This is a genomic window from Flavobacterium sp. U410 (genome assembly GCF_053570605.1).
In genome coordinates, this window is sequence record NZ_JBSEFI010000006.1 from 88282 (window position 1) to 112964 (window position 24683).

General features: G+C 33.6%; 27 protein-coding genes and 1 pseudogene. 5 read left to right on the forward strand and 23 right to left on the reverse strand.

Going from position 1 to position 24683, the window contains the following annotated elements; translation table 11 throughout:
- Positions 1 to 58 precede the first annotated feature (58 nt).
- Genes ACUSJC_RS06280 through kduI form a run of 6 tightly spaced genes read right to left on the reverse strand, consistent with a single transcriptional unit; the run spans position 59 to position 5168 of the window.
- Complete coding sequence (locus ACUSJC_RS06280) at positions 59 to 724, reverse strand: bifunctional 4-hydroxy-2-oxoglutarate aldolase/2-dehydro-3-deoxy-phosphogluconate aldolase (RefSeq protein ID WP_449268706.1); 666 nt, start codon at positions 722 to 724, stop codon at positions 59 to 61.
- A 13-nt stretch (positions 725 to 737) separates the two neighbouring features.
- On the reverse strand, positions 738 to 1760 hold the full coding sequence (locus ACUSJC_RS06285; RefSeq protein ID WP_449268707.1) for a PfkB family carbohydrate kinase: 1023 nt from the start codon (positions 1758 to 1760) through the stop codon (positions 738 to 740).
- Between the two features lie 13 nt (positions 1761 to 1773).
- Positions 1774 to 2121, reverse strand: coding sequence for a cupin domain-containing protein (locus ACUSJC_RS06290; protein ID WP_449268708.1), 348 nt, complete (start codon positions 2119 to 2121; stop codon positions 1774 to 1776).
- 14 nt (positions 2122 to 2135) lie between these two features.
- The gene (gene uxaC, locus ACUSJC_RS06295; RefSeq protein WP_449268709.1) at positions 2136 to 3536 is read right to left on the reverse strand and encodes a glucuronate isomerase; all 1401 of its coding nucleotides are present in this window, start codon (positions 3534 to 3536) and stop codon (positions 2136 to 2138) included.
- Between the two features lie 3 nt (positions 3537 to 3539).
- A complete protein-coding gene (locus ACUSJC_RS06300) occupies positions 3540 to 4325 on the reverse strand; it encodes a gluconate 5-dehydrogenase (RefSeq protein ID WP_449268710.1) in 786 nt (261 codons plus the stop codon).
- A gap of 3 nt (positions 4326 to 4328) precedes the next feature.
- On the reverse strand, positions 4329 to 5168 hold the full coding sequence (gene kduI / locus ACUSJC_RS06305) for a 5-dehydro-4-deoxy-D-glucuronate isomerase (RefSeq protein ID WP_449268711.1): 840 nt from the start codon (positions 5166 to 5168) through the stop codon (positions 4329 to 4331).
- A gap of 198 nt (positions 5169 to 5366) precedes the next feature.
- Here kduI and ACUSJC_RS06310 point away from each other — a divergent pair, with 198 nt between their 5' ends.
- From ACUSJC_RS06310 to ACUSJC_RS06330, 5 genes and pseudogenes are all read left to right on the forward strand, one after another.
- Entirely contained in the window at positions 5367 to 7286 is a 1920-nt protein-coding gene (locus ACUSJC_RS06310; RefSeq protein WP_449268712.1) for a DUF294 nucleotidyltransferase-like domain-containing protein, read from the forward strand.
- A gap of 3 nt (positions 7287 to 7289) precedes the next feature.
- A complete protein-coding gene (locus ACUSJC_RS06315; protein WP_449268713.1) occupies positions 7290 to 7895 on the forward strand; it encodes a 3'-5' exonuclease in 606 nt (201 codons plus the stop codon).
- A 3-nt stretch (positions 7896 to 7898) separates the two neighbouring features.
- Complete coding sequence (locus ACUSJC_RS06320; RefSeq protein WP_449268714.1) at positions 7899 to 8258, forward strand: hypothetical protein; 360 nt, start codon at positions 7899 to 7901, stop codon at positions 8256 to 8258.
- A 106-nt stretch (positions 8259 to 8364) separates the two neighbouring features.
- Positions 8365 to 9266, forward strand: a pseudogene (locus tag ACUSJC_RS06325) (DnaJ C-terminal domain-containing protein).
- Positions 9267 to 9270: 4 nt separating this feature from the next.
- Entirely contained in the window at positions 9271 to 9561 is a 291-nt protein-coding gene (locus ACUSJC_RS06330) for a chaperone modulator CbpM (protein WP_449268715.1), read from the forward strand.
- Between the two features lie 59 nt (positions 9562 to 9620).
- On the opposite strand, the gene ACUSJC_RS06335 is transcribed toward ACUSJC_RS06330, so the two are convergent.
- The 17 genes from ACUSJC_RS06335 to ACUSJC_RS06415 all read right to left on the reverse strand — a co-directional run bounded on the left by ACUSJC_RS06335 (position 9621) and on the right by ACUSJC_RS06415 (position 24683).
- Positions 9621 to 9827, reverse strand: a complete 207-nt coding sequence (locus ACUSJC_RS06335; protein WP_449268716.1) for a hypothetical protein — start codon at positions 9825 to 9827, stop codon at positions 9621 to 9623.
- 114 nt (positions 9828 to 9941) lie between these two features.
- On the reverse strand, positions 9942 to 11063 hold the full coding sequence (locus ACUSJC_RS06340) for an ABC transporter permease (RefSeq protein ID WP_449268717.1): 1122 nt from the start codon (positions 11061 to 11063) through the stop codon (positions 9942 to 9944).
- Positions 11063 to 12169, reverse strand: coding sequence for an ABC transporter permease (locus ACUSJC_RS06345; RefSeq protein ID WP_449268718.1), 1107 nt, complete (start codon positions 12167 to 12169; stop codon positions 11063 to 11065). Before ACUSJC_RS06345 ends, ACUSJC_RS06340 begins: the two co-directional genes overlap by 1 nt.
- A gap of 14 nt (positions 12170 to 12183) precedes the next feature.
- The gene (locus ACUSJC_RS06350; RefSeq protein WP_449268719.1) at positions 12184 to 12918 is read right to left on the reverse strand and encodes an ABC transporter ATP-binding protein; all 735 of its coding nucleotides are present in this window, start codon (positions 12916 to 12918) and stop codon (positions 12184 to 12186) included.
- Between the two features lie 9 nt (positions 12919 to 12927).
- Positions 12928 to 13827 carry an ABC transporter ATP-binding protein gene (locus ACUSJC_RS06355; protein ID WP_449268720.1) on the reverse strand — a complete coding sequence of 300 codons (900 nt, stop codon included), beginning with the start codon at positions 13825 to 13827 and terminating at the stop codon, positions 12928 to 12930.
- Between the two features lie 6 nt (positions 13828 to 13833).
- Entirely contained in the window at positions 13834 to 14709 is an 876-nt protein-coding gene (locus tag ACUSJC_RS06360; RefSeq protein ID WP_449268721.1) for an HlyD family secretion protein, read from the reverse strand.
- 11 nt (positions 14710 to 14720) lie between these two features.
- On the reverse strand, positions 14721 to 15965 hold the full coding sequence (locus tag ACUSJC_RS06365; RefSeq protein WP_449268722.1) for a TolC family protein: 1245 nt from the start codon (positions 15963 to 15965) through the stop codon (positions 14721 to 14723).
- Positions 15962 to 16555, reverse strand: a complete 594-nt coding sequence (locus ACUSJC_RS06370; protein WP_449268723.1) for a TetR/AcrR family transcriptional regulator — start codon at positions 16553 to 16555, stop codon at positions 15962 to 15964. The genes ACUSJC_RS06365 and ACUSJC_RS06370 overlap by 4 nt, the downstream gene beginning before the upstream one ends.
- Positions 16556 to 16637: 82 nt before the next feature.
- Entirely contained in the window at positions 16638 to 17714 is a 1077-nt protein-coding gene (gene cydB, locus ACUSJC_RS06375) for a cytochrome d ubiquinol oxidase subunit II (RefSeq protein WP_449268724.1), read from the reverse strand.
- 3 nt (positions 17715 to 17717) lie between these two features.
- Positions 17718 to 19049, reverse strand: coding sequence for a cytochrome ubiquinol oxidase subunit I (locus tag ACUSJC_RS06380; protein WP_449268725.1), 1332 nt, complete (start codon positions 19047 to 19049; stop codon positions 17718 to 17720).
- 148 nt (positions 19050 to 19197) lie between these two features.
- Positions 19198 to 20796, reverse strand: a complete 1599-nt coding sequence (locus tag ACUSJC_RS06385; RefSeq protein WP_449268726.1) for a hypothetical protein — start codon at positions 20794 to 20796, stop codon at positions 19198 to 19200.
- 38 nt (positions 20797 to 20834) lie between these two features.
- A complete protein-coding gene (locus ACUSJC_RS06390; protein WP_449268727.1) occupies positions 20835 to 21146 on the reverse strand; it encodes a hypothetical protein in 312 nt (103 codons plus the stop codon).
- The gene (locus tag ACUSJC_RS06395; RefSeq protein ID WP_449268728.1) at positions 21143 to 21448 is read right to left on the reverse strand and encodes a thioredoxin family protein; all 306 of its coding nucleotides are present in this window, start codon (positions 21446 to 21448) and stop codon (positions 21143 to 21145) included. The genes ACUSJC_RS06390 and ACUSJC_RS06395 overlap by 4 nt, the downstream gene beginning before the upstream one ends.
- A 469-nt stretch (positions 21449 to 21917) precedes the next feature.
- Positions 21918 to 23375: a hypothetical protein gene (locus ACUSJC_RS06400; RefSeq protein ID WP_449268729.1), complete on the reverse strand. Its 1458-nt coding sequence runs from the start codon at positions 23373 to 23375 to the stop codon at positions 21918 to 21920.
- A gap of 126 nt (positions 23376 to 23501) precedes the next feature.
- Positions 23502 to 24101, reverse strand: a complete 600-nt coding sequence (locus tag ACUSJC_RS06405) for a class I SAM-dependent methyltransferase (RefSeq protein WP_449268730.1) — start codon at positions 24099 to 24101, stop codon at positions 23502 to 23504.
- On the reverse strand, positions 24098 to 24304 hold the full coding sequence (locus ACUSJC_RS06410) for a DUF6132 family protein (RefSeq protein WP_449268731.1): 207 nt from the start codon (positions 24302 to 24304) through the stop codon (positions 24098 to 24100). The genes ACUSJC_RS06405 and ACUSJC_RS06410 overlap by 4 nt, the downstream gene beginning before the upstream one ends.
- A gap of 1 nt (position 24305) precedes the next feature.
- On the reverse strand, positions 24306 to 24683 hold the full coding sequence (locus tag ACUSJC_RS06415) for a rhodanese-like domain-containing protein (RefSeq protein ID WP_449268732.1): 378 nt from the start codon (positions 24681 to 24683) through the stop codon (positions 24306 to 24308).

Consider the following 24683-nt stretch of genomic DNA (forward strand, 5'->3'; position numbering starts at 1 on the left):
ATTCTTGTTGTTTTTGGTAATCAATCCTAGAAAAATAGAATTGAAGTTTTATTTATTTTTATTTTTGTTTGATTGACTTGACTAAAGCCAGTACTTTTTGGGTTTCCACCTCAATAGTATTATAGTCTTTATCTTGCATTAATTTTTTACTGATTAATTTGCTTCCCATTCCTACTGCCGAAACACCAGCGTTAAACCAACTTTCAATGCTTTCTTGCGTGGTATCTACACCACCTGTTGGCATGAATAACAATTTTGGAAAAACGTCTTTAACAGCGCTCATAAATCCCGGACCCAAAACATTTCCTGGGAACAATTTAATGAACGTTACTCCTGCATTTTCAGCAGCAATAATATCGGTTGGTGTCATACATCCCGGACTGTACAAAATCTTGTTGCTAATTAAAAACGCTGCTACTTCCGGTACAAAACCCGGACTGATAAAAAAATCAGCACCCGCGTTGAAATATTGTTTGGCTTGGTCAAGGTTTTTAATGGTTCCAATTCCTAATAACATATCGGGCATTTCAGCGTTTCGTACTTCGATCATTTTGGTGAAATTGGCAAAAGCCTCATTTCCTCTATTCGTATATTCTACAGCTCTAATTCCACCACGATAAATGGCTCGTAATATTTCTATAGTTACATTTTCATCAGCGTTGAAATACAAAGGAAGAACCCCTTGTTTCACGATTGCTTCTGATACTTTTTGAACTTTATTCATTTTTGTACTTTTCTTATCTTGATACTAATCCTGAAGAGTTTCCTCCGATACTATTTTCAATTTCTTGCAAAGTGACCAAATTATAGTCGCCTACAATAGTGTGTTTCAAACAACAAGCCGCTACAGCAAAATCTAAAGCGCGTTGTAAATCATTAGGTTGACTGATTAAACTGTATAACAATCCGCCCATAAAAGCATCACCAGTTCCTACTCTATCGACAACCGGATGCACTTCTCGTACTGCAGCTGTAAATAATTTACTTCCGTCAAATAAAACACCGCCAATACGTTGATGGGATGCATTAACCGAATAACGTAGTGTTGTTGCAGCAATCTTTAAATCGGTGCAAAATTCTTGTAATTTCCCGTATAAAGAAGGAAGTGACGCTTCATTTGTATAATCCGGAGCTACTTTATCCAAACCTAACATGAAATAAGCCGTATCAATATCACCTAAAATCACATGGCAATATTTCAACATTTCCGGCATTACATCCTTTGGTTCCTTGCCATATTTCCACAATTTTGAACGATAATTTAAATCGCAAGAAATAGTTAAACCTAATTTATGTGCAATTTGGATAGCTCTTAAACATTCATCGGCTGCATTTTGAGAAATAGCTGCTGTAATTCCGCTCCAATGAAACCAAGTTTTGCCTTCGAAAATTTTCTCCCAATCGAAAGCACCTTTTTCAACGGTTGCAATAGCACTATTAGCTCTGTCATAAACTACGTTACTTCCGCGATTTCCGGCACCTGTTTCTAAAAAATAAACGCCTAATCTATCGCCACCTAAAAGAACATTTTTTGAACCTACATTCATTTTTTGCATTTCTCTCAGGGCACAATGGCCAATTTCGTTATCGGGAATTCGAGTAACAAATTCCGCTTCAACGCCGTAATTAGCCAATGAAACAGCAACATTGAACTCTCCGCCGCCATAGGTAGCTACAAACGATTGAGATTGTCCAAATCGCAAATGTCTTTCCGTTGAAAGGCGTAACATGATTTCGCCAAATGCAACAACTTTATTCATTTTTATTCGTGTATTAATAATTATCTAAAGTGTCAAAATGAGCATTATGAGAACATACGTTTACTAAAACGCCGTCGTCAATGCACTTTACTTCATGTGTTAAATACGAAGGAACCAAGAACGAATCTCCTTTTTGCAAGATCTTTTTAGTTCCTTTCATATTAATCTCAAAAGTTCCTTCGCTCACAAATGCAACTTTAGTTTGGTTTGTTACTTTACCTAATTCAATACCTCCTTTTTTGTAACGAATCATTTGTAACGTTAGGTTTTCGCAATATCCTACAACCTTTTTTTCTATTGATTCAGAAACAACTTCCCAACAAGTATCTGATTGTTCTTTTAAAAGATGGCTTAAATTCATAAAAATATTAAATCTTAAAAATTAAAATATTCTTTTGCGTTATAATAACTGATGTCAGAAACTATTTTTCCGATGAATTCCATATCATTTGGCAATTCCCCTCTTTTGATTTCGTCACCAATTAAGTTACACAACACACGACGGAAATACTCATGACGTGGGAAAGACAAGAAACTTCTAGAATCGGTCAACATTCCCACAAAACAACTTAACAAACTCATGTTTGACAACGCATTCAATTGTTTAGTCATTCCGTCTTTTTGATCTAAAAACCACCAACCCGATCCAAACTGAACTTTTCCTTTTACGCTTCCATCGTTGAAATTTCCAATCATAGTAGCTAAAACTTCGTTATCAGCAGGATTTAAGTTGTATAAAATAGTTTTTGTCAATTTATCTTTGGTATCCAAAGCATTTAAGAAAGCAGACAATTTTTGCGCTTGCGAAAAATCTCCGATTGAATCCCAACCGGTATCCGGTCCTAAAATGCGATGCATTCTAGCATTATTGTTACGTAAAGCACCTAAGTGAAACTGTTGAATCCAACCGTACGTATGGTACGTTTCGCACAAGAATAACAAAATAGCACTTTGGAATTTTAAAGCTTCTTCATTAGAAATTGCTTCATTATTTCTCTTTTTAGCGAAAATAGCGTTTACTTCCTGTTGGGAAAAAGGTTCGAAAAAGATGTTTTCTAAACCGTGATCCGAAAGTTTGCAACCATTTTCGTTGAAGTATTGAATACGTTTTGATAGCGCTTCACATAGACCGTCAAAAGTACTGATTTCCAAACCAGAAACTTCGCCTAACAAATTAATATAATCATTATAATCTTTTTGTTGAATTAAGATCGCTTTATCAGGTCTAAATGAAGTACTTACCTTAACAAAAAATTCACTTTTATGTAATTGTTTATGATACACTAAATCATCTGTAGGATCTTCCGTAGTACAGACTACTTCTGCATTAGCTTTTTTCAATAAATTTTGACACGAATAGTCCGATGAATTAACTTTAGCCGATGTTTCATCAAAAATTCGCTCTGCTGATTTTTCGTTCAACAATTCGAATTCGTCAAAATAACGAGCCAATTCTAAATGCGTCCAATGAAACAACGGATTACGCATAGTGTAAGGAACTGTTTTTCCCCATTGCATGAACTTATCCTTATCGGAAGCATCGCCGGTAATAAACTTTTCGTTTACACCAAAGGTTCTCATCGCTCTCCATTTGTAATGATCTCCATTAATCCAAACATCTGTTATAGAGTTAAACACTTTATCTTCCGCAATAAATTTTGGCGATAAATGGTTGTGGTAATCAATAATAGGGAGATTTTTGCTGTAATTATGAAATAATTCTTCAGCATATTGGTTTTCCAAAAGGAAATTATCGTGTATAAAATTCGTTTTCATGTTTTATTGTTCGTTTGAAGGTTTACCAATGGTCGCTAAGATTCCACCATCGACATATACAATTTGACCGTTTACAAAATTACTTGCCTTAGAAGCCAAGAAAATTGCGGTTCCTGCTAAATCTTCGGGATCACCCCAACGAGCTGCCGGTGTTCTATTGATAATGAATTCGTTAAAAGGATGTCCGTCTACGCGAATAGGCGCTGTTTGTGAAGTCGCAAAATATCCCGGACCAATTCCGTTAACTTGAATATTGTATTTAGCCCATTCTGTAGCTAAATTTCTCGTCAACATTTTCAATCCTCCTTTTGCCGCAGCATAAGCCGAAACGGTGTTTCGACCCAATTCGCTCATCATCGAACAAATATTGATAATCTTACCTTCGCGACGTTCAATCATTTGTTTAGCAACCAATTGAGACATAATAAAAGGTCCCACTAAATCAACATCAACCACTTTTCTAAAATCGCTAACTGCCATAGAAATTGCAGGTTCTCTCATGATGATTCCGGCGTTGTTCACCAAAATATCGATATTTCCAATTTCGTTAGTAATCAATTCTACATTTCTCGCAGCATCTTCTTCATTGGTCACATCAAAAAGATAACCTTTTGCCTGATATCCTTTTGATTGATAATAGGCAATAGCATCTTCCATTTTACTTGGAGTAGTACCTGTAATTATCAACTGTGCTCCTGCTTGCGCCAAAGCTTCTGCAATTGCCATACCTAGTCCGTGTGTTCCACCGGTAATCATGGCATTTTTTCCTGAAAGATCAAATAAATTCATGGTTTATCTTAATTCGTTTGGTGCACAAATATCCATATCGCTGTAGTCTAAATTCTCACCCGCCATTCCCCAAATAAAAGAATAGTTAGAAGTACCCGCTCCCGAGTGAATTGACCATTCCGGAGATAATACCGCTTGATGATTTTGCATAAAAATGTGACGTGTATTTTGAGGTTCACCCATAAAGTGAGAAATAGTTTGTCCTGCTTCTAAATCAAAATAGAAATACGCTTCCATTCTTCTATTGTGCGTGTGCGCCGGCATTGTATTCCAAACATTTCCCGGTAACAATTCGGTTAATCCCATTTGTAACTGACATGTTTTCACCACACTATTTACTAACAATTTATTGATAATTCGTTTGTTAGAATAGTTAGTATCGCCCATGTGAACGATTTCTGCATTCTCTTTAGTTACTTTAGTCGTTGGAAAAGCTGTATGAGCCGGAGCAGAATTGATGTAAAACAAAGCCGGATTTTCTTCTACACTTGAAAACACAACTTCTTTAGCGCCCATTCCTACATACAAAGCTTCTTTCTTATCTAATTCGTAAACCGTTCCATCAACAGTTACCGTACCTTTTCCACCAACATTAATTACACCAAGCTCTCTTCTTTCTAAAAAATACGCTGATTTTAAATAAGGTATTGTTTCTAATTGTAGATTTTCTTTAACCGGCATAACACCACCAACGATGTAACGATCATACATAGAATACACCAAATTAATCTCATTTTTAGAGAAAATAGTTTCAATTAAAAATTCCGTTCTTAATCTTTCTGTGTCGTAAGCTTTTGCATCATTTGGATTTGATGCGTATCTAAAACTAAAGTTTGTTTTCATAATTCATATTGTAATCGATTACACAAATGTAACACTTTTTTTTAAAAATCAATACTAAATAAAAATAAATAGAAAAAAATATATATTATTCAATATTAGCAACAGTAAATTCATTTTAATTTAACATATAGTAAATTTTACCACACTTTAACTATTTTTAATAATTATTATTAAATTTGATAACATATACTATAAATAATGAAAAACCCTATCGCTGAAAGAATTGCCGATTTTTTAAAACAATTTCATCCTTTTTCTGAAATTGGTTTCTCAGATTTATTAGAAGTTGCTCAAAACTGTTCTGTTTTATATTTAGAGAAAAATCAGATTCTTTTTCATGTTAATGATACTATTCACAGTAGCTTTTATGTAGTAGCTTCCGGAGCTGTAGGGCTTTCCGTTAGTTCTGATACCGATGATGTACTTATAGATAAATGTGATGAAGGTGACATTCTAGGCTTGAGACCTTTCTTTGCCAAAGACAACTATTTAATGACTGCAAAAGCTCGTGAAGAAAGCATTGTATATGCAATTCCTATTGAAGTTTTTCGTCCGGTTGTAATGAAAAATTCAGGTGTTTTGGATTTTTTATTGCAAAGTTTTGCTTCTAATACCCGAAATCCTTTGGACAAAAAAAATAAAGGAAAATTGATCTCTGAAAATGTAATTTATGATGAACAGAAAAATGAGATTCAGTATTATCAGCCTATTAATTATACTAAAAATCCAATAACTGCTTCTGCAACCGATATTGTAAAATTTGTTGCACAAACGATGTCAAGCCGAAAAATAGGAAGTATTATTATTCATGAAAACCGCTTACCTGTTGGGATTGTAACAGATAAAGATTTACGTTCTAAAATTGCAACCGGATTGTTCAATATTGATGTAACAGTAAATCAGATTATGTCGGCACCTGTTATTACCGTACCTGAAAATTTATCGATAGCGGAAGCGCAAATGATGATGCTGAAACACAATGTTGGTCATTTATGTGTGACCAAAGACGGTTCTAACTTAACAGAAATTACGGGAATCATTTCGGAACATGATGTTGTCGTTGCACAAGCTAATAATCCCGGTGTGTTATTACGTCAATCACGCAGAGCCGAAAAAACAAAAGATTTAAAAGCTATTCGCGAGAAATTATCTGATTTAATTCAGAGTTCTATGGATAGTAATATTCCCATTCAACATATTTGTTCGCTTACCGGTGAAATCAACAATGCTATTTTAGAACGTCTGATTGATTTATCTATTGCTAAAATGGAAACACCTCCACCGGCAAAATTTGCTTGGTTTAACATTGGTAGTCAAGGACGAAAAGAGCAATTATTACTTACAGATCAGGACAATGCTTTAGTTTTTGAAGATGTTGAAGACGAACGTTACGATGATGTAAAGAAATATTTTTTAGAATTAGCAGCCAAAGTCACTAAGGGACTTAACAAGATTGGCTATGCCTACTGCCCTGCCGATATGATGGCGAGCAATCCACAATGGTGTAAATCTATTAGCGAATGGAAAAGTCAATTTAAAGGCTGGATCCAAAGTCCGGGTGAAAGAGGTATTTTAATGTGTACTATATTTTTCGATTATGATTATGTTTATGGCGAAGAATCTTTGATTAATGAAATATCGAATGTGGTTTTCGGTGAAACAGAAGACAATAATCTGTTTTATGCTTATTTAGGTGCTGATGCTTTGAAAAATCCTGCTCCGTTAGGATTCTTTCGCCAGTTTTTAGTGGAAAGCGACGGCGAACATAAAGATACTTTTGATATTAAAGCACGAGGTTTGGTTCCTTTAGTCGATGCTGCAAGACTTTTGGCTATTCAATGCAGAATCAGAAACAATGATAATACCGCTTTTCGATTTATGAAATTAGCCGAACACGAGCCACAAAATGCTGCTGTTTATGAAGCTTGTGCCGAAGCTTTTTTAGAGCTTTTGAATTTTAGAACCGAAGAAGGATTACGAAACGGAAATGATGGTAGGTATTTGAATTTAAATGAATTGTCTAAATTAGATAAAGTAAAACTTAAAAATGCTTTTCAGCCTATAACTGAAATTCAAGAGATCATTAAAAACCGTTTTCAACTAACTTATTTCACATAGTTTATGGATTGGAATTGGTTTAAAAAAATACAGAAAGAAGCACCTCAATTTTGGGAAAATTATTTGGATAGCTTTAAAACGGAATCTAATCCCAAACGATATGTTGTGTTTGATTGTGAAACTACAGGTTTAGACATCAAAAAAGATCGAATTTTATCTATTGGTGCGGTAGCTGTTATTGACAATGAAATCAAAGTTAATGACACACTAACTATTTTTGTAAAGCAGGACATTTTTAATCCTGATTCTGTGCCTATTCATGGAATTTTGAAAGAAGGTCAGGAAGAAAAAGTAGTTGAAGCTGAAGCTGTTATTCGATTTTTAGATTATATCAAAGATGCAACATTAGTGGCGCATCATGCTAATTTTGATTTAGAAATGATTAATCGTGCTCTAGCTCGATTAGAATTAAGTCATTTAAAAAATCAATACATGGACACGGACATCATGTACCAAAAACTAAAATATTTTCCGGAAGACCAGCATACTTCTTTGGATGAATTATGCGATGTTTTCAAAATCAAAAAATCAGATCGCCATACAGCTACGGGAGATGCTTTTATTACAGCCTTGATTTTCTTAAAACTCAAGCGAAAATTATCTATTTAATTTATGAAAGTTAAAGCTGCACTCCTAATTTCTTTTCTCTCTTGTTACTTAGAATGGGGACATGGACAATCGGCTTTTTTATTCCAAATTGCTTATACGATTTTATTTGAAAAACTAACCGCCGGAAACTTTTTTCATCCCTTAGTTTTAGGAAGTTTTTTATCTGTATTTATTCTTTGTATCAGTTTATTTGTCGATATTTCCATTACACTTGAAAAAACAGCTATTCTCATTCTCACGTTATTTGTTGTTTTCTTTTTATTTATCGGAGTCATTTCTTTACAATACAAAGTCATTTTATCAACCCTACCCTATTTATTTTTAGTCAATTACTATTTTAAAACAATCAAAAAAGCTAATTAGTTTTATTTTAAATGTAACTTTTATCACTAAAAAGAGATTGCATCAACAACTGATTTTTCGTAACTTTATACTATATTTATTACATATATTAATATTAACTGATTCTATGGAATTTATTGATTATTATAAAGTTTTAGGTGTTGACAAAAATGCCTCTGACGAAGATATTAAAAAGCCTACCGAAAATTAGCCCGAAAATTACATCCCGATTTAAACCCAAATGACAAAGAAGCCAATCTTAAGTTTCAGCAATTAAACGAAGCCAATGCTGTGTTGAGTGATCCTGAAAAAAGAAAAAAATACGACAAATACGGAAAAGATTGGGAACACGGCGAAGAATACGAAAAATACCAGCAGCAACAGCAAAGACAATATGCTAATACCGGCGGACAAGGTGGAAATTATAGTTTTGAAGGCGATGATTTTTCAGATTTCTTTTCTTCCATGTTCGGTAAAGGTGCTACGGGAAGCCGAAGAAGTCAGGCAAAATACAAAGGTCAAGATTTTAACGCCGAACTCAATTTGGATATAAAAGAAGCAGCTCAAACGCATAAAAGAGAGCTTTCGGTCAACGGAAAAAGTATCCGAATCACTATTCCTGCAGGAATTGAAGACGGACAAACTATTAAGATTAAAGGATATGGTGGTGAAGGTCTTAATGGTGGACCGAACGGAGATTTATATATTACCTTCTCAATTTCCAACACTACTCCGTTTAAAAGAGTTAACCATGATTTATATCTTACCAGTACTCTTGATTTATATACTGCCATATTAGGAGGAGAAACGACCGTTACTGATTTTAATGGAACTACGCTGAAACTCAAAGTAGCTCCGGGAACACAAAACGGAACTAAAGTCCGTTTAAAAGGCAAAGGGTTTCCTGTTTACAAAAAGGAAAACGAATTTGGTGATTTATATGTCACTTACGATATTAAAATCCCAACACAACTTTCCGAGAAAGAAAAAGAGTTGTTTAACGAATTAGCTCAACAATCAAAAAAATAACATTATGGAAATACAAGAATTAATAATCGTTGAGACATTTTGTGAAACGCATCAAGTAGAAATGAGTTGGATTCAGGATTTGGAAGAATTCGGATTGATTGAAATTACTATTCAAGATAACACCAAATATATTTCTGAGAATCAGTTGTATAAAATCGAAAAAATATTACGTTTACAAAACGATTTGAATATTAATAACGAAGGCATTGAAGTCGTTTTAAGTTTGCTAGAAAAAATAGAATCTTTAGATCAAGAAGTCCGTTACTTAAAAAATCGTTTGGATTTATACGAATAAAAAAGGAAGCTAAGCGCTTCCTTTTTTATAACCATTCTATACAATAAATAGATTGTTTATTATTTGCTCTCTGCTTTTTTAGCAGCACAACATCCTGCTTTTTTATCAGTACTTGCTTCTTTTTTATCAGAACTACAAGATTTTTTATCTGCGCAACAAGATTTTTCAGTTTTAGCTGTTTTTTTCTCTTGTTTAGGCTCTTGAGCATTTACATTAAGAGCTACTACGAAAGCTGCTAAAGCAACCATTGAAACCAACTTCTTCATTTTTCTAAATTTTTAATTTTATAACTACTTTTCATTTAACTAATGAAGCAAATATATAAATTTCTATAAATTCTACTTCAATTTTATTCTTTTTTTATGAATTTACTTTAATTTTTAGTTCATCTTTCGGTAACTTAAAACGGCTAGTGTATTTACCACGATGGCATAAACCAAAATTACAACCAAATGCAGTTGGATTTCTTTCCATCCGGCTCCTTTAAGCATTACCATTCGTATCATTTCAACAAAATATCGAATAGGATTTAACAATGTAAATTTTTGAGCCCAAATGGGCATACTGTCTATTGGTGTAAACAATCCGCTCATCAAAATAAAGATCACCATAAAAAACCACGCTACAAACATGGCTTGCTGTTGCGTTTGAGCATTGTTAGAAACAAATAATCCTAATCCTAAAACTAAGAACAAATATAATGCCGTAAATAAATATATTAAACCTATATTTCCAATAATCGGAACATCAAAAACCAATTTAGCTATCAATAAACCAATAGTTAGCACAATAAGTCCGATGACCCAAAACGGAAACAGCTTGCCAATAATGAATTGGTACTTTTTGAGCGGTGTCACGTTAATTTGCTCTAATGTTCCTATCTCTTTTTCTCTGACAATATTCATGGATGACAAAAACAATGTCAGCATAGTGACCAGTAATACTAAAATTCCCGGAACCATATAGGTTTTATAATTTAGCGTTTCATTATACCAAAAAGAAGGTATGGTTTCTACATTCAAAACAGAAGATTGGCTACCAGACCAGTAAGAAGATGTCATTAAAATATTTTGACTGAAATTACGGATTACTTCTGCTATATAAACATTTTCTACACCGGCTGTTGCTCCGTCAATGGCATTGATTCGAACGGGAAGATGAACCAGTCCGTCTTTTATTACATTTTGTTCAAACTGATATGGAAATTCTAAAATAACATCAATAGTTCCGTTTTGCATTGCCAGATCGGCTTGTTTTGCCGTTTGCATTTCCGAAAAAACTTTAAAATAAGGCGAAGCTTCAAACTTTGACTGCAATTCTCTGGATAGTTTTGAATGATCGTGGTCAACAAAAGCAATCTGAATATTTTTAATATCAAAACTAGCGGCATTAGACAGTATGACCAGTTGCATTATCGGCATTAAAAACAGCAGTGGCAGCATACCTTTATTTCTAAAAATCTGCTTGAATTCTTTCTGTATGATATAAAAAAGCACCTGCATTACTCTAATCTGATTTTATATTTTTTAACACTCAACGCAATAAAAAACAAGGTCATTCCTAGCAAAACTAAAGTCTCTTTCCATATCAATGCAAAAGATGCACCTTTTAACATTATCGCTTTTATAATAATAATGAACCATTTAGCCGGAATTATATTACTCATGATTTGTAAGGGTAAAGGCATACTGGCAATCGGAAATATAAAACCCGATAAAATAATAACCGGAAGCATTAATCCCATCATAGAAATCAACATGGCTGTTTGTTGTGATTCTGCTATAGTTGAAATCAAAATTCCTAGTGACAATGCGGTAACAATAAACAAAATACTTTCTAAAGCCAAAAGCAATACACTTCCTTCTATGGGCATTCCGAAAACAAAAACGCCAAGCGAAACAATCACTGTTGCATTAATTATGGATAAAAAAACATAAGGAAATACTTTTCCTAAAATAACCTGAAACGGATGCAATGGCGAAACCAACAGAACTTCCATAGTTCCGATTTCTTTTTCCCGGGCTATTGAAATAGAAGTCATCATGGCTGAAACCAACATTAAAATAACGGTCATTACACCCGGAACAAAAGTATAAACACTTCGCATATCGGGATTGTATAAAAATCGGGAATCAATGACTACGTCTGACTGTTGCCCTTTTCCCTGATTTTCTTCCAAAATATAATTTTGAATGATCGCATTAACATAATTTGTGGCTGTATTGGCTACATTCGGATCGGTAGCGTCGGAAATGATTTGAATTATAGGCCGTTTTTTGTTCCCTAATTTTTGACTAAAATATTTTTCAAAGACTAAAACTAATTTTATTTTCCCTTTTTTAAATACAGTTTCAATTTCATTATCTGATTGCAACTTCTGTTCAATATTAAAATAATGAGAAGCGTCAATTTTAGCAATTAGCTGTTTGGTTTCACTATCATTTGATTTATCCAAAATGGCAATATTCACATTATTAATTTCATTGGTAATCGCAAAACCAAATAACATAATTTGAATAATGGGCATTCCAAACAAGATAAACATGGATCGTCTATCTCGTAGAATGTGATAGAATTCTTTTTTAACAAAGCCTAAAAATCGTTTCATAGATACAACATTTGTTATTCGATATTTCGAGCCAATTTTAGAAACACATCATTCATACTGGAAACCTTAAATTGTTCTTTTAGCTTTTTAGGCGTATCTAAAGCTTCAATTTTTCCGTCAACCATAATAGAAACTCTGTTACAATATTCGGCTTCGTCCATGTAATGTGTGGTTACAAAAATAGTAGTGCCGTTATGTGCTTCTTCGCCGATCATTTCCCAGAACTGACGGCGTGTTACAGGATCTACTCCGCCTGTAGGTTCGTCCAAAAAAACAATTTTCGGTTCATGAAGCAGTGCTACTGAAAACGCCAGTTTTTGTTTCCAACCTAAAGGCAACTGCCCTACTCTTTCATCGGCCACTTTTTCTAATTCTAATCTTTGAATGAGGTCAATTGTTTTTTCCTGAATGGTTTTGGATTTTAAACCGTATATCCCGCCAAAAAAACGGATATTTTCTTTGATTGTTAAATCGTCGTACAATGAGAATTTTTGACTCATGTAACCAATATTCTTCTTTACTTCATTTGCACTTTGCGCTACATTTAAACCCGCTACTATCGCCATTCCGGAAGTTGGCTTAGAAATCCCGATCAGCATTTTCATCGCAGTTGTTTTTCCGGCACCGTTTGCTCCTAAAAAACCGAAAATCTCTCCTTTTTTCACCTCAAATGAAATTCCTTTTACGGCCACAAAGTCACCAAACTTTTTAGTCAATTCATTTACTTGTATGATATTTTCTTGTTCCATGCTGTTGGTTTAATCTGCGTTCATAAAAACATCTTCAATAGTGGCTTGTATAAGCTGTATATCGAGATTTTTATGTGCTTTTTCATTTAAATACGTTTGCAATTTTTCCTTTGTAAACTCGGTTTTTTCATTGATATAATGAATACTTTCTCCAAAAGAAAAAGTACTTTTAGTATCCGGAATTTGTTTTAAATCTAGCAAAAGCTGATACATATCATCACTTTTTACTTCGTAAATTTTCGATTGAAAATCGCGGATAATATTTTGTGGCGAATCTATTTTAAAAATTTTACCGTTTTGAATAAAAGCAATTCTGTCGCAAAGCGAAGCTTCATCCATATACGGTGTCGAAACTAAAATAGTTATGTTTTTCTGTTTTAAGCGTTTGAGCATTTCCCAAAACTCTTTTCTCGAAACCGGATCCACACCGGTTGTTGGTTCGTCTAAAAACAAAACTTTCGGAGCATGAATCAAAGCACAACACAAGGCTAATTTTTGTTTCATTCCTCCCGATAAATCTTTGGCTCTTCTATTTTTGAAAGGTTCTATCTGAATATAAATATCTTTAATGAGATCGTAATTTTCTTCAATGGTTGTTCCAAAAGTAGTGGCGAAAAAAGTCAAATTCTCTTCTACGGTCAAATCCTGATATAAAGAAAACCTTCCGGGCATATAGCCCACACAATTGCGAATGGATTTATATTCTTCTTTTACATCAAATCCGGCAATAAAAGCTTGTCCGTTTTGAGGCAATAAAAGAGTCGTTAAAATCCGGAAAAGCGTTGTTTTTCCGGCGCCATCAGGACCAATAAGTCCAAACAGTTCTCCTTCTTTTACTTCGAAAGAAACTTCCTGAAGCGCCTGAACAGTTTTGAAACTTTTGGAAATATTTTGAACAACAATACTCATCTACAATTATTTTAACCAGACTTCTGCCGGCATTCCTATTTTTAACGTTCCGTCATTTTTCACCAAAACTTTTACCGCATACACCAAATTAACGCGCTCTTCTTTCGTCTGAATGATCTTTGGTGTAAACTCCGCATTGGAAGCGATCCATGAAATTGTACCGCTATAATCTTTCATTCCGTTTTCGGCATCTATTTTTACTGTTACTTTTTGACCGATTTTTACCTGCGGTAATTGCTTTTCACCTACATAAACCCGCAACGTCAACTCGGAAATATCGGCTATTTTATACAATGGTTTTCCAAATACAGTAACTTCTCCCGGCTCGGCATATTTTGCCAAAACAGTTCCGTTTATAGGATTTATAATTTTGCTTTTTTCAATCTGGTCATTGATTTTAGCAACTTGTACTGCTACCGATTTCACTTCGTTAACTATTGGCGTATTTTGTGTTTTTACATTTTTGATTTGCTCCTTTAACACATTTACTTTTCCGTCAATCTCATCGACTTGTCTTTGTGTAGCTGCTTTTTCCGTAAACATGTCACGTATTCTTTTTTGCTCAATCAAAGTGGTTTTCAGCTGTTCTTGCAGAACTTGCTCTTGTGTAGAAACCATTGCCGTTTTTGATGCCACTGAATTCTGAGTGGCTTTTAACTGCTCTTTCGCAAAATACAATTGAAGTGTATCTACTAACCCAACTGATTCGTTGGCTTTTAAAACCTCTCCTTCTTCCAGTTTTAAAAATTCTATTTTCCCGTTTGCTTCTGACGAAACGGTTATTTCTGTAGCTTCAAAATTCCCATATCCATCTGCTTTATCTGCATCATTTCCACAGGCTAAAAGGCTTAAAACCGGTAGTAAAAACAGTATTTTTTTCATTGATCTCATGTTTAGTTTCCTTTGATTACATTATAATTTGCTTTTGTTAAAGCCAATTGTACTTCGTGTACTTTTTTAGCATTTTGAGCATCAAAAAGATTGGTTACTTCTACTAAATAATCGGCTGTTGTAATAACGCCGTGTTTCATTTGGGCTTCTGAAGCCTGAGCAATTTCAGCTCTCAACGCTATTATTTCATCATCTTTTTCCAGTAATTGTTCTACTTTTCGAATTTCCTTCTCATTTTCCTGCAACTGACTTTTTTGATTCAATTCAAACGTTTCTTTTTCGCTTGAAACAATATTTTTAGCAATATCCAGCACTTTTTTATCCGTCTTGGTTTTGTTCCAATCGAATACGTTCCAATTCAATTTAACTCCGGTCATATAAAACGTTTCGAAAGAATTTTTCAGCATGTTCAACCCCGGATTACCATAGCCTAACTGTGCAAAAGCTGAAATTTTAGGAAATCGCGATTTGGTAATTGCTTTTTTATTGAAATCCAATTGTTCTACCTGTAAATTGAATAATGTAATTTCCGGACGAACGGTTTCATCAGGAGCTGTATACTCAAAAGGAATTTCAAACTGTGAATTGTCGGAAATTGCCGTTCCGGTAAACAAACTTAAATTCTCTATGTTTTTCTCTTTATCTGCATTAAGTTCTATTATTTGTTGATTGATTTTCAATACTTCGGCTTGTAAAACTTGTTCTGAAGATGGTAACAACGCACCATGCTTTACGCCTACTTTTACTTCCTCTATTCTTTTCTGCAACCAATCCTTTTTAGCTTGCAGCAACAAAACCCTTTCTTGTAGCAACAATACTGTAAAATAAAGTTGGTTAACCTTAGCTTTGAGTTGGTATAAGGTAACGGCTACTTGCTGTTGCTCTGTTTTAGTTTGCGCTTGCTTTAAATCGGCACTGGCTTTTACAAAACCTCCGTTATACAACAATTGGTAAGCATCTAACGTCGCTTTGTATTGGTCTTTATTTAAAGGATCTACAGAAATACCCGGTAATGAAATCGGCATTTTAGTTACCTCCGATTGATAAGTTGCCTGTGCATTCACATCAAGTTTAGGCAATTTTGCTTTATTAATAGAAACCGTTTCTAATTCGCCTTTTTCGGCTAAAAGATTGTATTGCGATGCTACCGGATAATTCTTTTCCACCTCGTCATAGCAACTTTGAAGGCTTACTTTTTCTTGCGCTAAGCTAAAAAAAGGCACCAAGAGCAACAGGTATTTTTTCATCGTTTTATAGCGTTAATAATTTGTTCGGTAATGTGTGTTTTTCGTTCTTCTAAAAAGATTTCAAACTCTTCATCTGAAATTTCTAAAATGCCTTTAACTAATGTTTGAGCCGCAAAAGGAAAAACTGTCATGGAAAAAATATCAATCAACAGTTGCTTTGGATTCATTGTTTTAATAATTCCTTTTTCCATTTCTTCCTGAACTTGTTTAATCAGTTTAGCAGGATTTGGTCGTGCTTCATTCGACAGTACTTCTTTCACAAATTGCGGATTATTATTCATTTCCTGAATAATAAAAGCCGGCAGGAATCGATTTTTCTTTACGAATGAAATATAATTTTCCGTAAACTTTTCAATCTTGATAAAAAGGGAATCTGACGAATTAAAAATCTCATTCATCTGAGGGGCAATCTGATAAAAGGCATTCAGAAAAACAGCTTTAAAAAGCTGCTCTTTACTTCTAAAAAAATAATGCAGCATGGCTTTATTGATTCCTGCTTTGTCTGCAATTTCCTGCATGCGCGCTCCTGCGTATCCTTTTTGTTGAAAAACACTTCGCGCTGCATTGAATATTTTTTCTTCTGTAGTCATTAACTTTTTAGTTTAACCATTTGGTTAGTAAAAGTATTAAAAAAAGTAAACAAACTCAAAATGAATCTGTTTACTTTATATTTTAATGTTCTCCGTAGCCTACATCGTCCATTTTTCCTTTAAAAACACGGTATTGAATTGTAAAATATATTACAACTAAAATAAGCGCAATAAAGAACCATGACAACCCAACTGACAATCCGTATTCGTGAGCAGCCACATTTTCAACGGTTAATGAAGGATTCACTCCATTAGTTGACGGCAATAATTTTGGAAAAATAGAAGCCACCGTTGAAGACAAACCTCCTAACAAGAACAAGGTTGAAAATAAAAATCCGTAACCATCTTTCTTAAAGCTTTTTACTTTGAATAAGCCAAATAATCCAGTAAACGTTATGATAGGCAAAATCCAAAGAAACGGATATTTTATAAAATTGTGAAAAGGTTCCGGTTCTATAATATGCCAAATCAATAATGAGGCAATTACTAAAGTAAACAGAGCAAAATTCATTTTAAAAACGACATCTTTAAGTTTTGTATTCAAATCGGAATTAGTTTTGAAAATAATCCAATTGGCACCATGAATGGTCAACGCTACTACAGCAATAACTCCTAACATTAAGGTAAACCAATCGATGATTCCTTGATGTTCTGCTTGCGGACTGAAGGTTTCGTTCCATAATGGTAAGAAGAAATAATGCGGTTCATGTGTAGAAACTCCATTTTCTACCATTCCTAAATTCACTCCGCGAACGACATTTCCTAATGCTGCGCCAAAAAACAAGGCCAACAATAAACTTGCAATTCCGAAAGCTTTATCCCAAATGGCTTCCCACATCGGATGGTGAATTTGTCCGCGCATTTCCAATCCGACTGCTCTAAAAATGAGCAACCATAATACCATCATTAAAGGCAAATAAAATCCGCTAAAAGAAGAAGCATATAATGTTGGAAAAGCAAAAAATAAAACGCCTCCGGCTGCAATCAACCAAACTTCATTAGCATCCCAAAACGGTCCAATAGCATTGGTTATCGCTTTTTTATCTTTTTCTGTTTTAGCAAAAAACAAATGAATGATTCCTGCTCCAAAATCGTAACCGTCTAAAACGACATAAACGGCTAACATAGCAACTAATACAATATACCAAAAATATTCCATGACTTAGTGTGTTTGAGGCTGCGGACCTTTTCTGATTATTTTTCCGGCTAATATTAAAAATAACATTCCTAACAAAAGGTATAAACCAATAAAGCCTAAGAATGTAAACAAAGTGTTCCCTGAAGAAACTGTTGGCGAAGCTCCGTCTGCTGTTCGCAACATATTATATACCAACCAAGGTTGACGACCTAATTCGGCAGTATACCATCCGGTAGTGTTAGCAATATATGGAAAAGGCATGGCAAACATAAATGCCCACAACAACCATTTGGTTTCAAATAATTTTTTACGAACTAATTGTATCAAGGCTAAAAACATCATCCCGATAAAAATTGTTCCTAACCCAACCATAATATGATATCCGTAATACAAACCCGAAATATTGGTTGGATAATTTTCTTCCGGAAATTCGTTTAAGCCTTTTATTTCTTGATCCCAATTTCCATACGTCAAAAAGCTCAAGATATTAGGAACGGCAATTTTATTGTCTAATTTTTTATTTTGAACATCCGGCTGACCAATTAACACAATTTCAGAACCGCCTTTTTCGGTATGAAAAATTCCTTCCATAGCAGCAAAAGTAACCGGTTGGTGTTTTACCACATTTTTAGCTAACAAATCACCTGTTGGCATGGCTACAATCATGGAAGACACTAAACCGAAAATCACTCCTGTTTTGACAAACATTTTCCCAAAAGAAAGATTTTTTTTACTCAAAATATAAAAAGCTCCAATCCCTGTTACCACAAACGAACTTGTAACGATTGAAGCCGCCTGATTGTGAAAATAAGAAGGCCAAAGCCAAGGATTTGTAAACAATGCTCCGAAATTATTCAATACAAATTTACCATTGGCTAATACTTCATATCCTACGGGATTTTGCATCCAGGAATGTGTTGCAATGATTAAAAAACCACTCATCCACGAACCTAAGAAAACTAAAAATCCGGTTAAAAAGTGAAGTTTATGTCCTAGTAATTTTTCACCAAATAAAAACAAACCTAAAAAGGATGATTCTAAGAAAAAGGAGAACATACCTTCCATTGCTAAGGTTTGACCAATAATTCCTCCGGTTAATTCGGAGAACTTTGCCCAATTGGTTCCAAACTGAAACTCCATGGGAATTCCGGTAACCACACCCATCGCAAAATTCAAAGCGAAAAGCCTCATCCAGAATTTGGCTGCATCATTGTATCCTTCATTTTCAGTTTTGAGAAATTTCCACTTGAAGTAAACAATGAGCAAAGACAAGCCCATGGTCAATTGTGGAAACAAGTAGTGAAATGTGATAGTAAATGCAAATTGCATTCTATCATAAAAAAGCATTTCTTCCATGATAATTAAGTTTGTGCAAATTTCGGTTGTTTACAGGGTTTTGAATGTAACAACCATTACAAAAAAACGTTAAATTTTATAGGCGAAAAGTTACGAAAATTTCACTTAAGACTTGTTCCTTATTCCCAGTATTTTGGATAAATTCCAATTATTTTTTTATTATTTTTTTGGAAACGAAAAACTTATTATCAAAAATCAATGTCAATACAACTACCTGATTATTGGGTGATTCCAAATTAAAATTCATGGTATTACTGCCTACTTTAAAATCGCTAATCATACCATCTGAAATAATTTTACCATCGATAGACATCACTAAGTATTCTAACGGAGCTGTGTAGGGCGCTTCAAAAGTCAATTTAATAGTATCTCCTTGGGTCGGATTAGGAATAACAGTAAAACTAAATGGATTATGTCCGTCAATATTTGGAGCCGATAATGCAGGGTTATAGACTAATTTTACTTCGTAGATAGAAGTGTCTGCCGAAGTTAAGTTGGTTTGATTATCCGTAAAAGCTGAAGCCGAGGTCGTTAAAATCCCTCCATATAAATGTCCGATTACAAATTCACTAGCTGTAATATTTGCTAATTGGATTACTTCGTTACTATAATGAGGTAAATTTTCATTCGGAATAAACTCGGCACCAGAACCTTTCAAAGCCGGCATTTCAGTAGGCAACTGATATTCTTCTAAAGTTCCGTCTGCTAACCTGGAAACCCTACTAATTGTTTTGACAAAAGGAACTGTATTATCTTGAATTAACGTTCCGTTTTGATAATAATATTGGCTCATGCCACCAAAAAACAAACTGTGCATTTCGTTTAAAGTCGCATTATATAGCCCTACACTTCCACTATGATAGTTGCTCAAATATTGATTGAATTGTGTTTGAGGAAAATATCCACTTGCTTTAATATCTACAGGATATAAATACGGTAAATCAGCACTGATTTGAAAAACACCGGAAGAAATTGTATATCCTAATTCGCCATTTGAAAAAACTTGGGGTACCAAATTATAATCGCGACGATGTAAATGTGTTACATCTGCCGTTATGCTATAATTAGATATACTCAATTGTGTTCCCGAATTATCTATTTGGAATTTTCGAATAGAGCTGGAATACGTTTGTATAAAAGTGGGGTTATTCATCGGATTATATCGACCATCAAACTGATGGCCTCCTATCAAGTAAAAATCATTACCTATTTTCCCTAATTGTCCGCCTGTTATTGCGAAATTAGGGTTAACTATTTGTTTAAAATAAGACGAGATTGATGTTCCGTTAATAATTGCATTAATTAAATTGGGTACATCAATTGCAGTTAATTTGTCATGTGTAATATGATCGTTTGCAGAAACCGAAAAAGCATAACCACCAATGATATATAAAGTATCATCATCTTGATAAAAATTCATATTGGTAGACTGTAATTGCTCTTTTAAACCGGTTGGTAAAACATTTACAGAAGCACTCCAAAACTGATTTGTAGCAATATCTACTACATAAATATCGGTATTATTTTCGCTTTCCGGAAAAGCATTAAAAGGTTGGCGCGCGTGAATTCCATCTTTTCGCCCACCAATAATTAACCATTTTCCGTTGTTTTGAGCAAAAGCATACGAATGTAGTCCTGGTAATCCGGTTACTGTCACTGGTGTTAAAACGATATCATAAGGAAAAGTGCTTTGAGCTAGTGCTATTTGCATAAAAAACAGCACTATTAGAATATATATTTTTTTCATGTTATTGTAATTTAATTTAAAAAGATTTTAAAGCGGAATTACAATGCATTCTTTGGCGGACGCCAAATGGAATTTTCTAAAGGTGATTTTACAAAAAGAACATAAAAAAATTGTTGTTGTTCTTGAGAATATTCTGAAACAAAATATTCTTTCGGAACAATTGTCATTTCTTTCACAAACTGCACGGCACTAAAATTTAAATCGGCAACTAATTTACCCATTTCACAAGTCTCTTCGTGATTGCATTTTTGTTCTAATTTTGAACCATACTGAAGCCTTAATGCTCGCACCGAAGGCAAAAGGGTAATCGCAAAAAAATAGAATATTAGTATGTAAATTTTAGTCTTCAACTATCTATTTTATCCAAAACTATATTAATAATCTCTTGCTTGGACAATACTTCTGATGATTGCCATAAAACTTCTCCCTTATGAAACAACACCGTTGTAGGAACAACTTCAATATGATATTCTTGGGTTACTTTTTCAACATCCGAAACCGGAACAATATGTACATTAATTCTCTTTCCTACTGTATTTTTAACTTGTTGTAAAGCAGGCGTCATCATTTCACAAGGACCACAATTAGCATTGATAAACTCAATCAAAGCCGGTTTTTCATCTTCAATAATGGTTCGTAATGTATTTTCCATAATTTAATCTTTTGGTTTTATGGAACAACTCCCCGATTGGCAACCGAAATCAAAAACAGTTTGTATTAAAAAATATAATGCAAACAAATAAAAGAAACTTTCTCCGCTTTTATAGGCGTGAAAACTGATTCCAAGTGCCAAAACTAAACGAACTATCCTCATTATATACTAGTTCGAAAGGAGCATTTTTTTCCAATCTATATTTTTCATATAAGCTAAATTACGGTATCATAAAAAAACGTTAGGTGACTTTTGTCACCTTTCTAAAATATTTTTAAGTAATCCATTTACGTTCAACGGTATGACTGATTTCTTAAGAATTCTGATTACTAACCTAAAATAATTTTTATTTGTTTCTAAATCATGTATATTTAAATTGGAATATGTTTTCGGACTTGAAGATTAATTGGTAAAGCTTATTAAGCATCTTCATCCTGTTCAAATCCGAAAACTTTTTTAAATTAAAAAATTAAGGACGGATTATTCTCAATTGACATTCTGGAAGAGGTACATTTTTATCTGCGATCATCAGATTATTCCAATTTGACAAGTATTTTCCTTCATTTGATTTTAATACAATATCGTCTATTGTTCCTCCCCATCCATCTTCTACATCAAATAGCATATCGGGATGTATCGGAAGGGGTTCTGTTTGCGGAAACAGGTATTCAAAAGTACTCAATTCTTCTTTTATATTTAACTGGTTTTCTGATAATACTACAAATTTTTGATAGTAATAATTTTCAATGATAATTTTTGTAGTTACACTTCGTCTGTCTTTCCATAAACCATGAATAACATGGATACGGAATTGATCTTCAATTTGAACTTGACTTATCAATTTGTCAACCGTCGTTAAATTTCCGTTTTGAAGGGATAGAAATCGTCTTTGAGATCCGGTAGTTTGATTAGATTTTACTTCAATAAGAACATCATCCAAAAGTTGAACAAATCTGAACTCATAATCCGGATTCCAGAATTCTTGATTATTGCCGGATCCCGGCAAAGCATACATGGCTCCAAGTTCATCAAAATCAGGTCTACCTTTTATAAATTGCCTTGGGTCAGATTCCGGTAATTGTGACTGTACCCAATTCATCATATTGAAATGCTTATAGACACCTTGTCCAGCCCAATTAGGAGGGCTGAAAATCCCATTGACATCAAATAGCTCATTTATTGTTATTTGTTGATTGCTACTTACAGTTTTGACTTTATTTAGAGCGCTATCAAAGCTTAAAATAAAAGGATCATTAAAATATCGTGTTTCAAAAACAACACTTTTATTTAAACAAGGCCAATTTTGCTGATTAGTATTTACTAAATAATGAGCATTATTCACTTCATATACAACTCTACATTTATTTGCTATTCCTATACTTCTTGAAAAAATCACCACACTTCCTGCCGCAATAAAGAAATTATTTCTTAATTGTATAGCAAAAATTTCATCTTCAACTGTATCAATAAAGTTTTCTTGACTTTCTAAACTTTCAACCAAAGCTTGTTTATCTAACTCTTTTGAATAAAATAATTCATACTTTTTTACGTCTGAGACAGGTTTTACAATCTCGCCGCTATCAGTGATTATTAATTCTTCTTTAAAGGCTACTTCTTTAAAGTAAACAGTCTCTGAATATTCTTCCGGAATAGATGGCTCTCCTTTAAAAATAAATAAATTGTGAGATTTCAGATAATTCTCTGATTTTTCATTTATATCTAATCTGTCTTTCCACAATTGCCAACTTTCTTCTTCTATTCCAAAGAAATCTAATACCATTACTTCACTTGTAAACAATTGTTCTTCTCTTTTCTTTATAATTTTTTTAGCTAACTCTTCTCCCAATTCCCCTTCAACATAAGGAAAATGTGACAACAAATCAAAATCTAAAGAATTTAAAATTCCCAAAAAAACACTTAGTATCATATATAATTATTTAGTATTATCACTTATTTTTTTCGAATTTAAAACAAGTAAGAATGCTAATATTTGCTAATTATGGTGAACATAGCATTTGAGTTTACGAAAGACCTATATTAAGCTGTAAAAGCTTTATCCTTTTTTTATTCCCAAAAAACGAATAACGGAACCTTCTCCCTGATGGTATTTTCCTTCATTTAAGTTGATTATTATCTTTTCAAAGTTTTCAAAATGAACACTTTCAAATTCATCTTTTATTTCTTCTTCAGAAAACAACATTTCAAAATCTTTTGGTCCTCCGGATTGATACTTCAATTGTTCTTTGCTAAAAGCTTCAAAAATGATTTTTCCACCGGGTTTTAACAAAGACAGTATTTTTTTATGTACTTCCTTACGAATAGACTTTGGAAAATGAGCAAAAATAAGTACTAAAGCATCAAACCTATCGGACTCATAAGGCATTTCCATTGCGCTACAAACTTCATATTGCAATGAAACATTTTTGGTTTCTGCCAATTCTAATGCTTTTTTCTTTCCTTCTTCGCTCATATCAAAAGCGTAAACTTCTCGACTATTTTGAGCTGTAAAAACAGCGTTTCTTCCCTCTCCTTCTGCCGGAAACAAAATTTTACCTTTGGGCAAAAAATCAAGATGTTTCTTTAGAAATTCATTAGGTTCAGCGCCGTACGCAAAATCAGCTTCGGCATACCGATTATTCCAAAATTCTTTCATTCTTTATCATTTTTTTTAGGTGAAGTCACAAACATATTAAACAATAATCCGCCCATTAAACCTCCGTATAATGTACTATTTAAAGGCTTAGATGTTATAGCACACGTTCCTGATGCACAACCTACATAATGATAATAGGCATAACCGGCAATACAACCCATAATTACACCGATTCCTGTAATGAAATATGTTTTCTTTTTCATTTTATTTACAATGTGAATGTCCGCTACAACACGATTTTTCTTCAATTACAATTTGACCTTTATATGGAAATCCTTTTTGAATCCATTTTTCAAGTCCTTTTTTCATATTCAGTAAATTGGTAAATCCTTTTTCATATAAAAACTGGACTACCAAATAACTTCTTTGACCTGTTAAACAAGTTACAATTACTTTTTTATCTGTTGGAATTTCATGTATTCGCTTTTCAAGTTGACTTAGCGGAATATTTATAATTCTCGGCACATCAAAACTACACTCTAAAAATTCATCTTCTTCACGAATATCTAAAATTAAATAACCTCTATTTATTAATTCTAATGTACTCGTAGGACAAACTTCTTTTATTTTAATAGCTTCCAT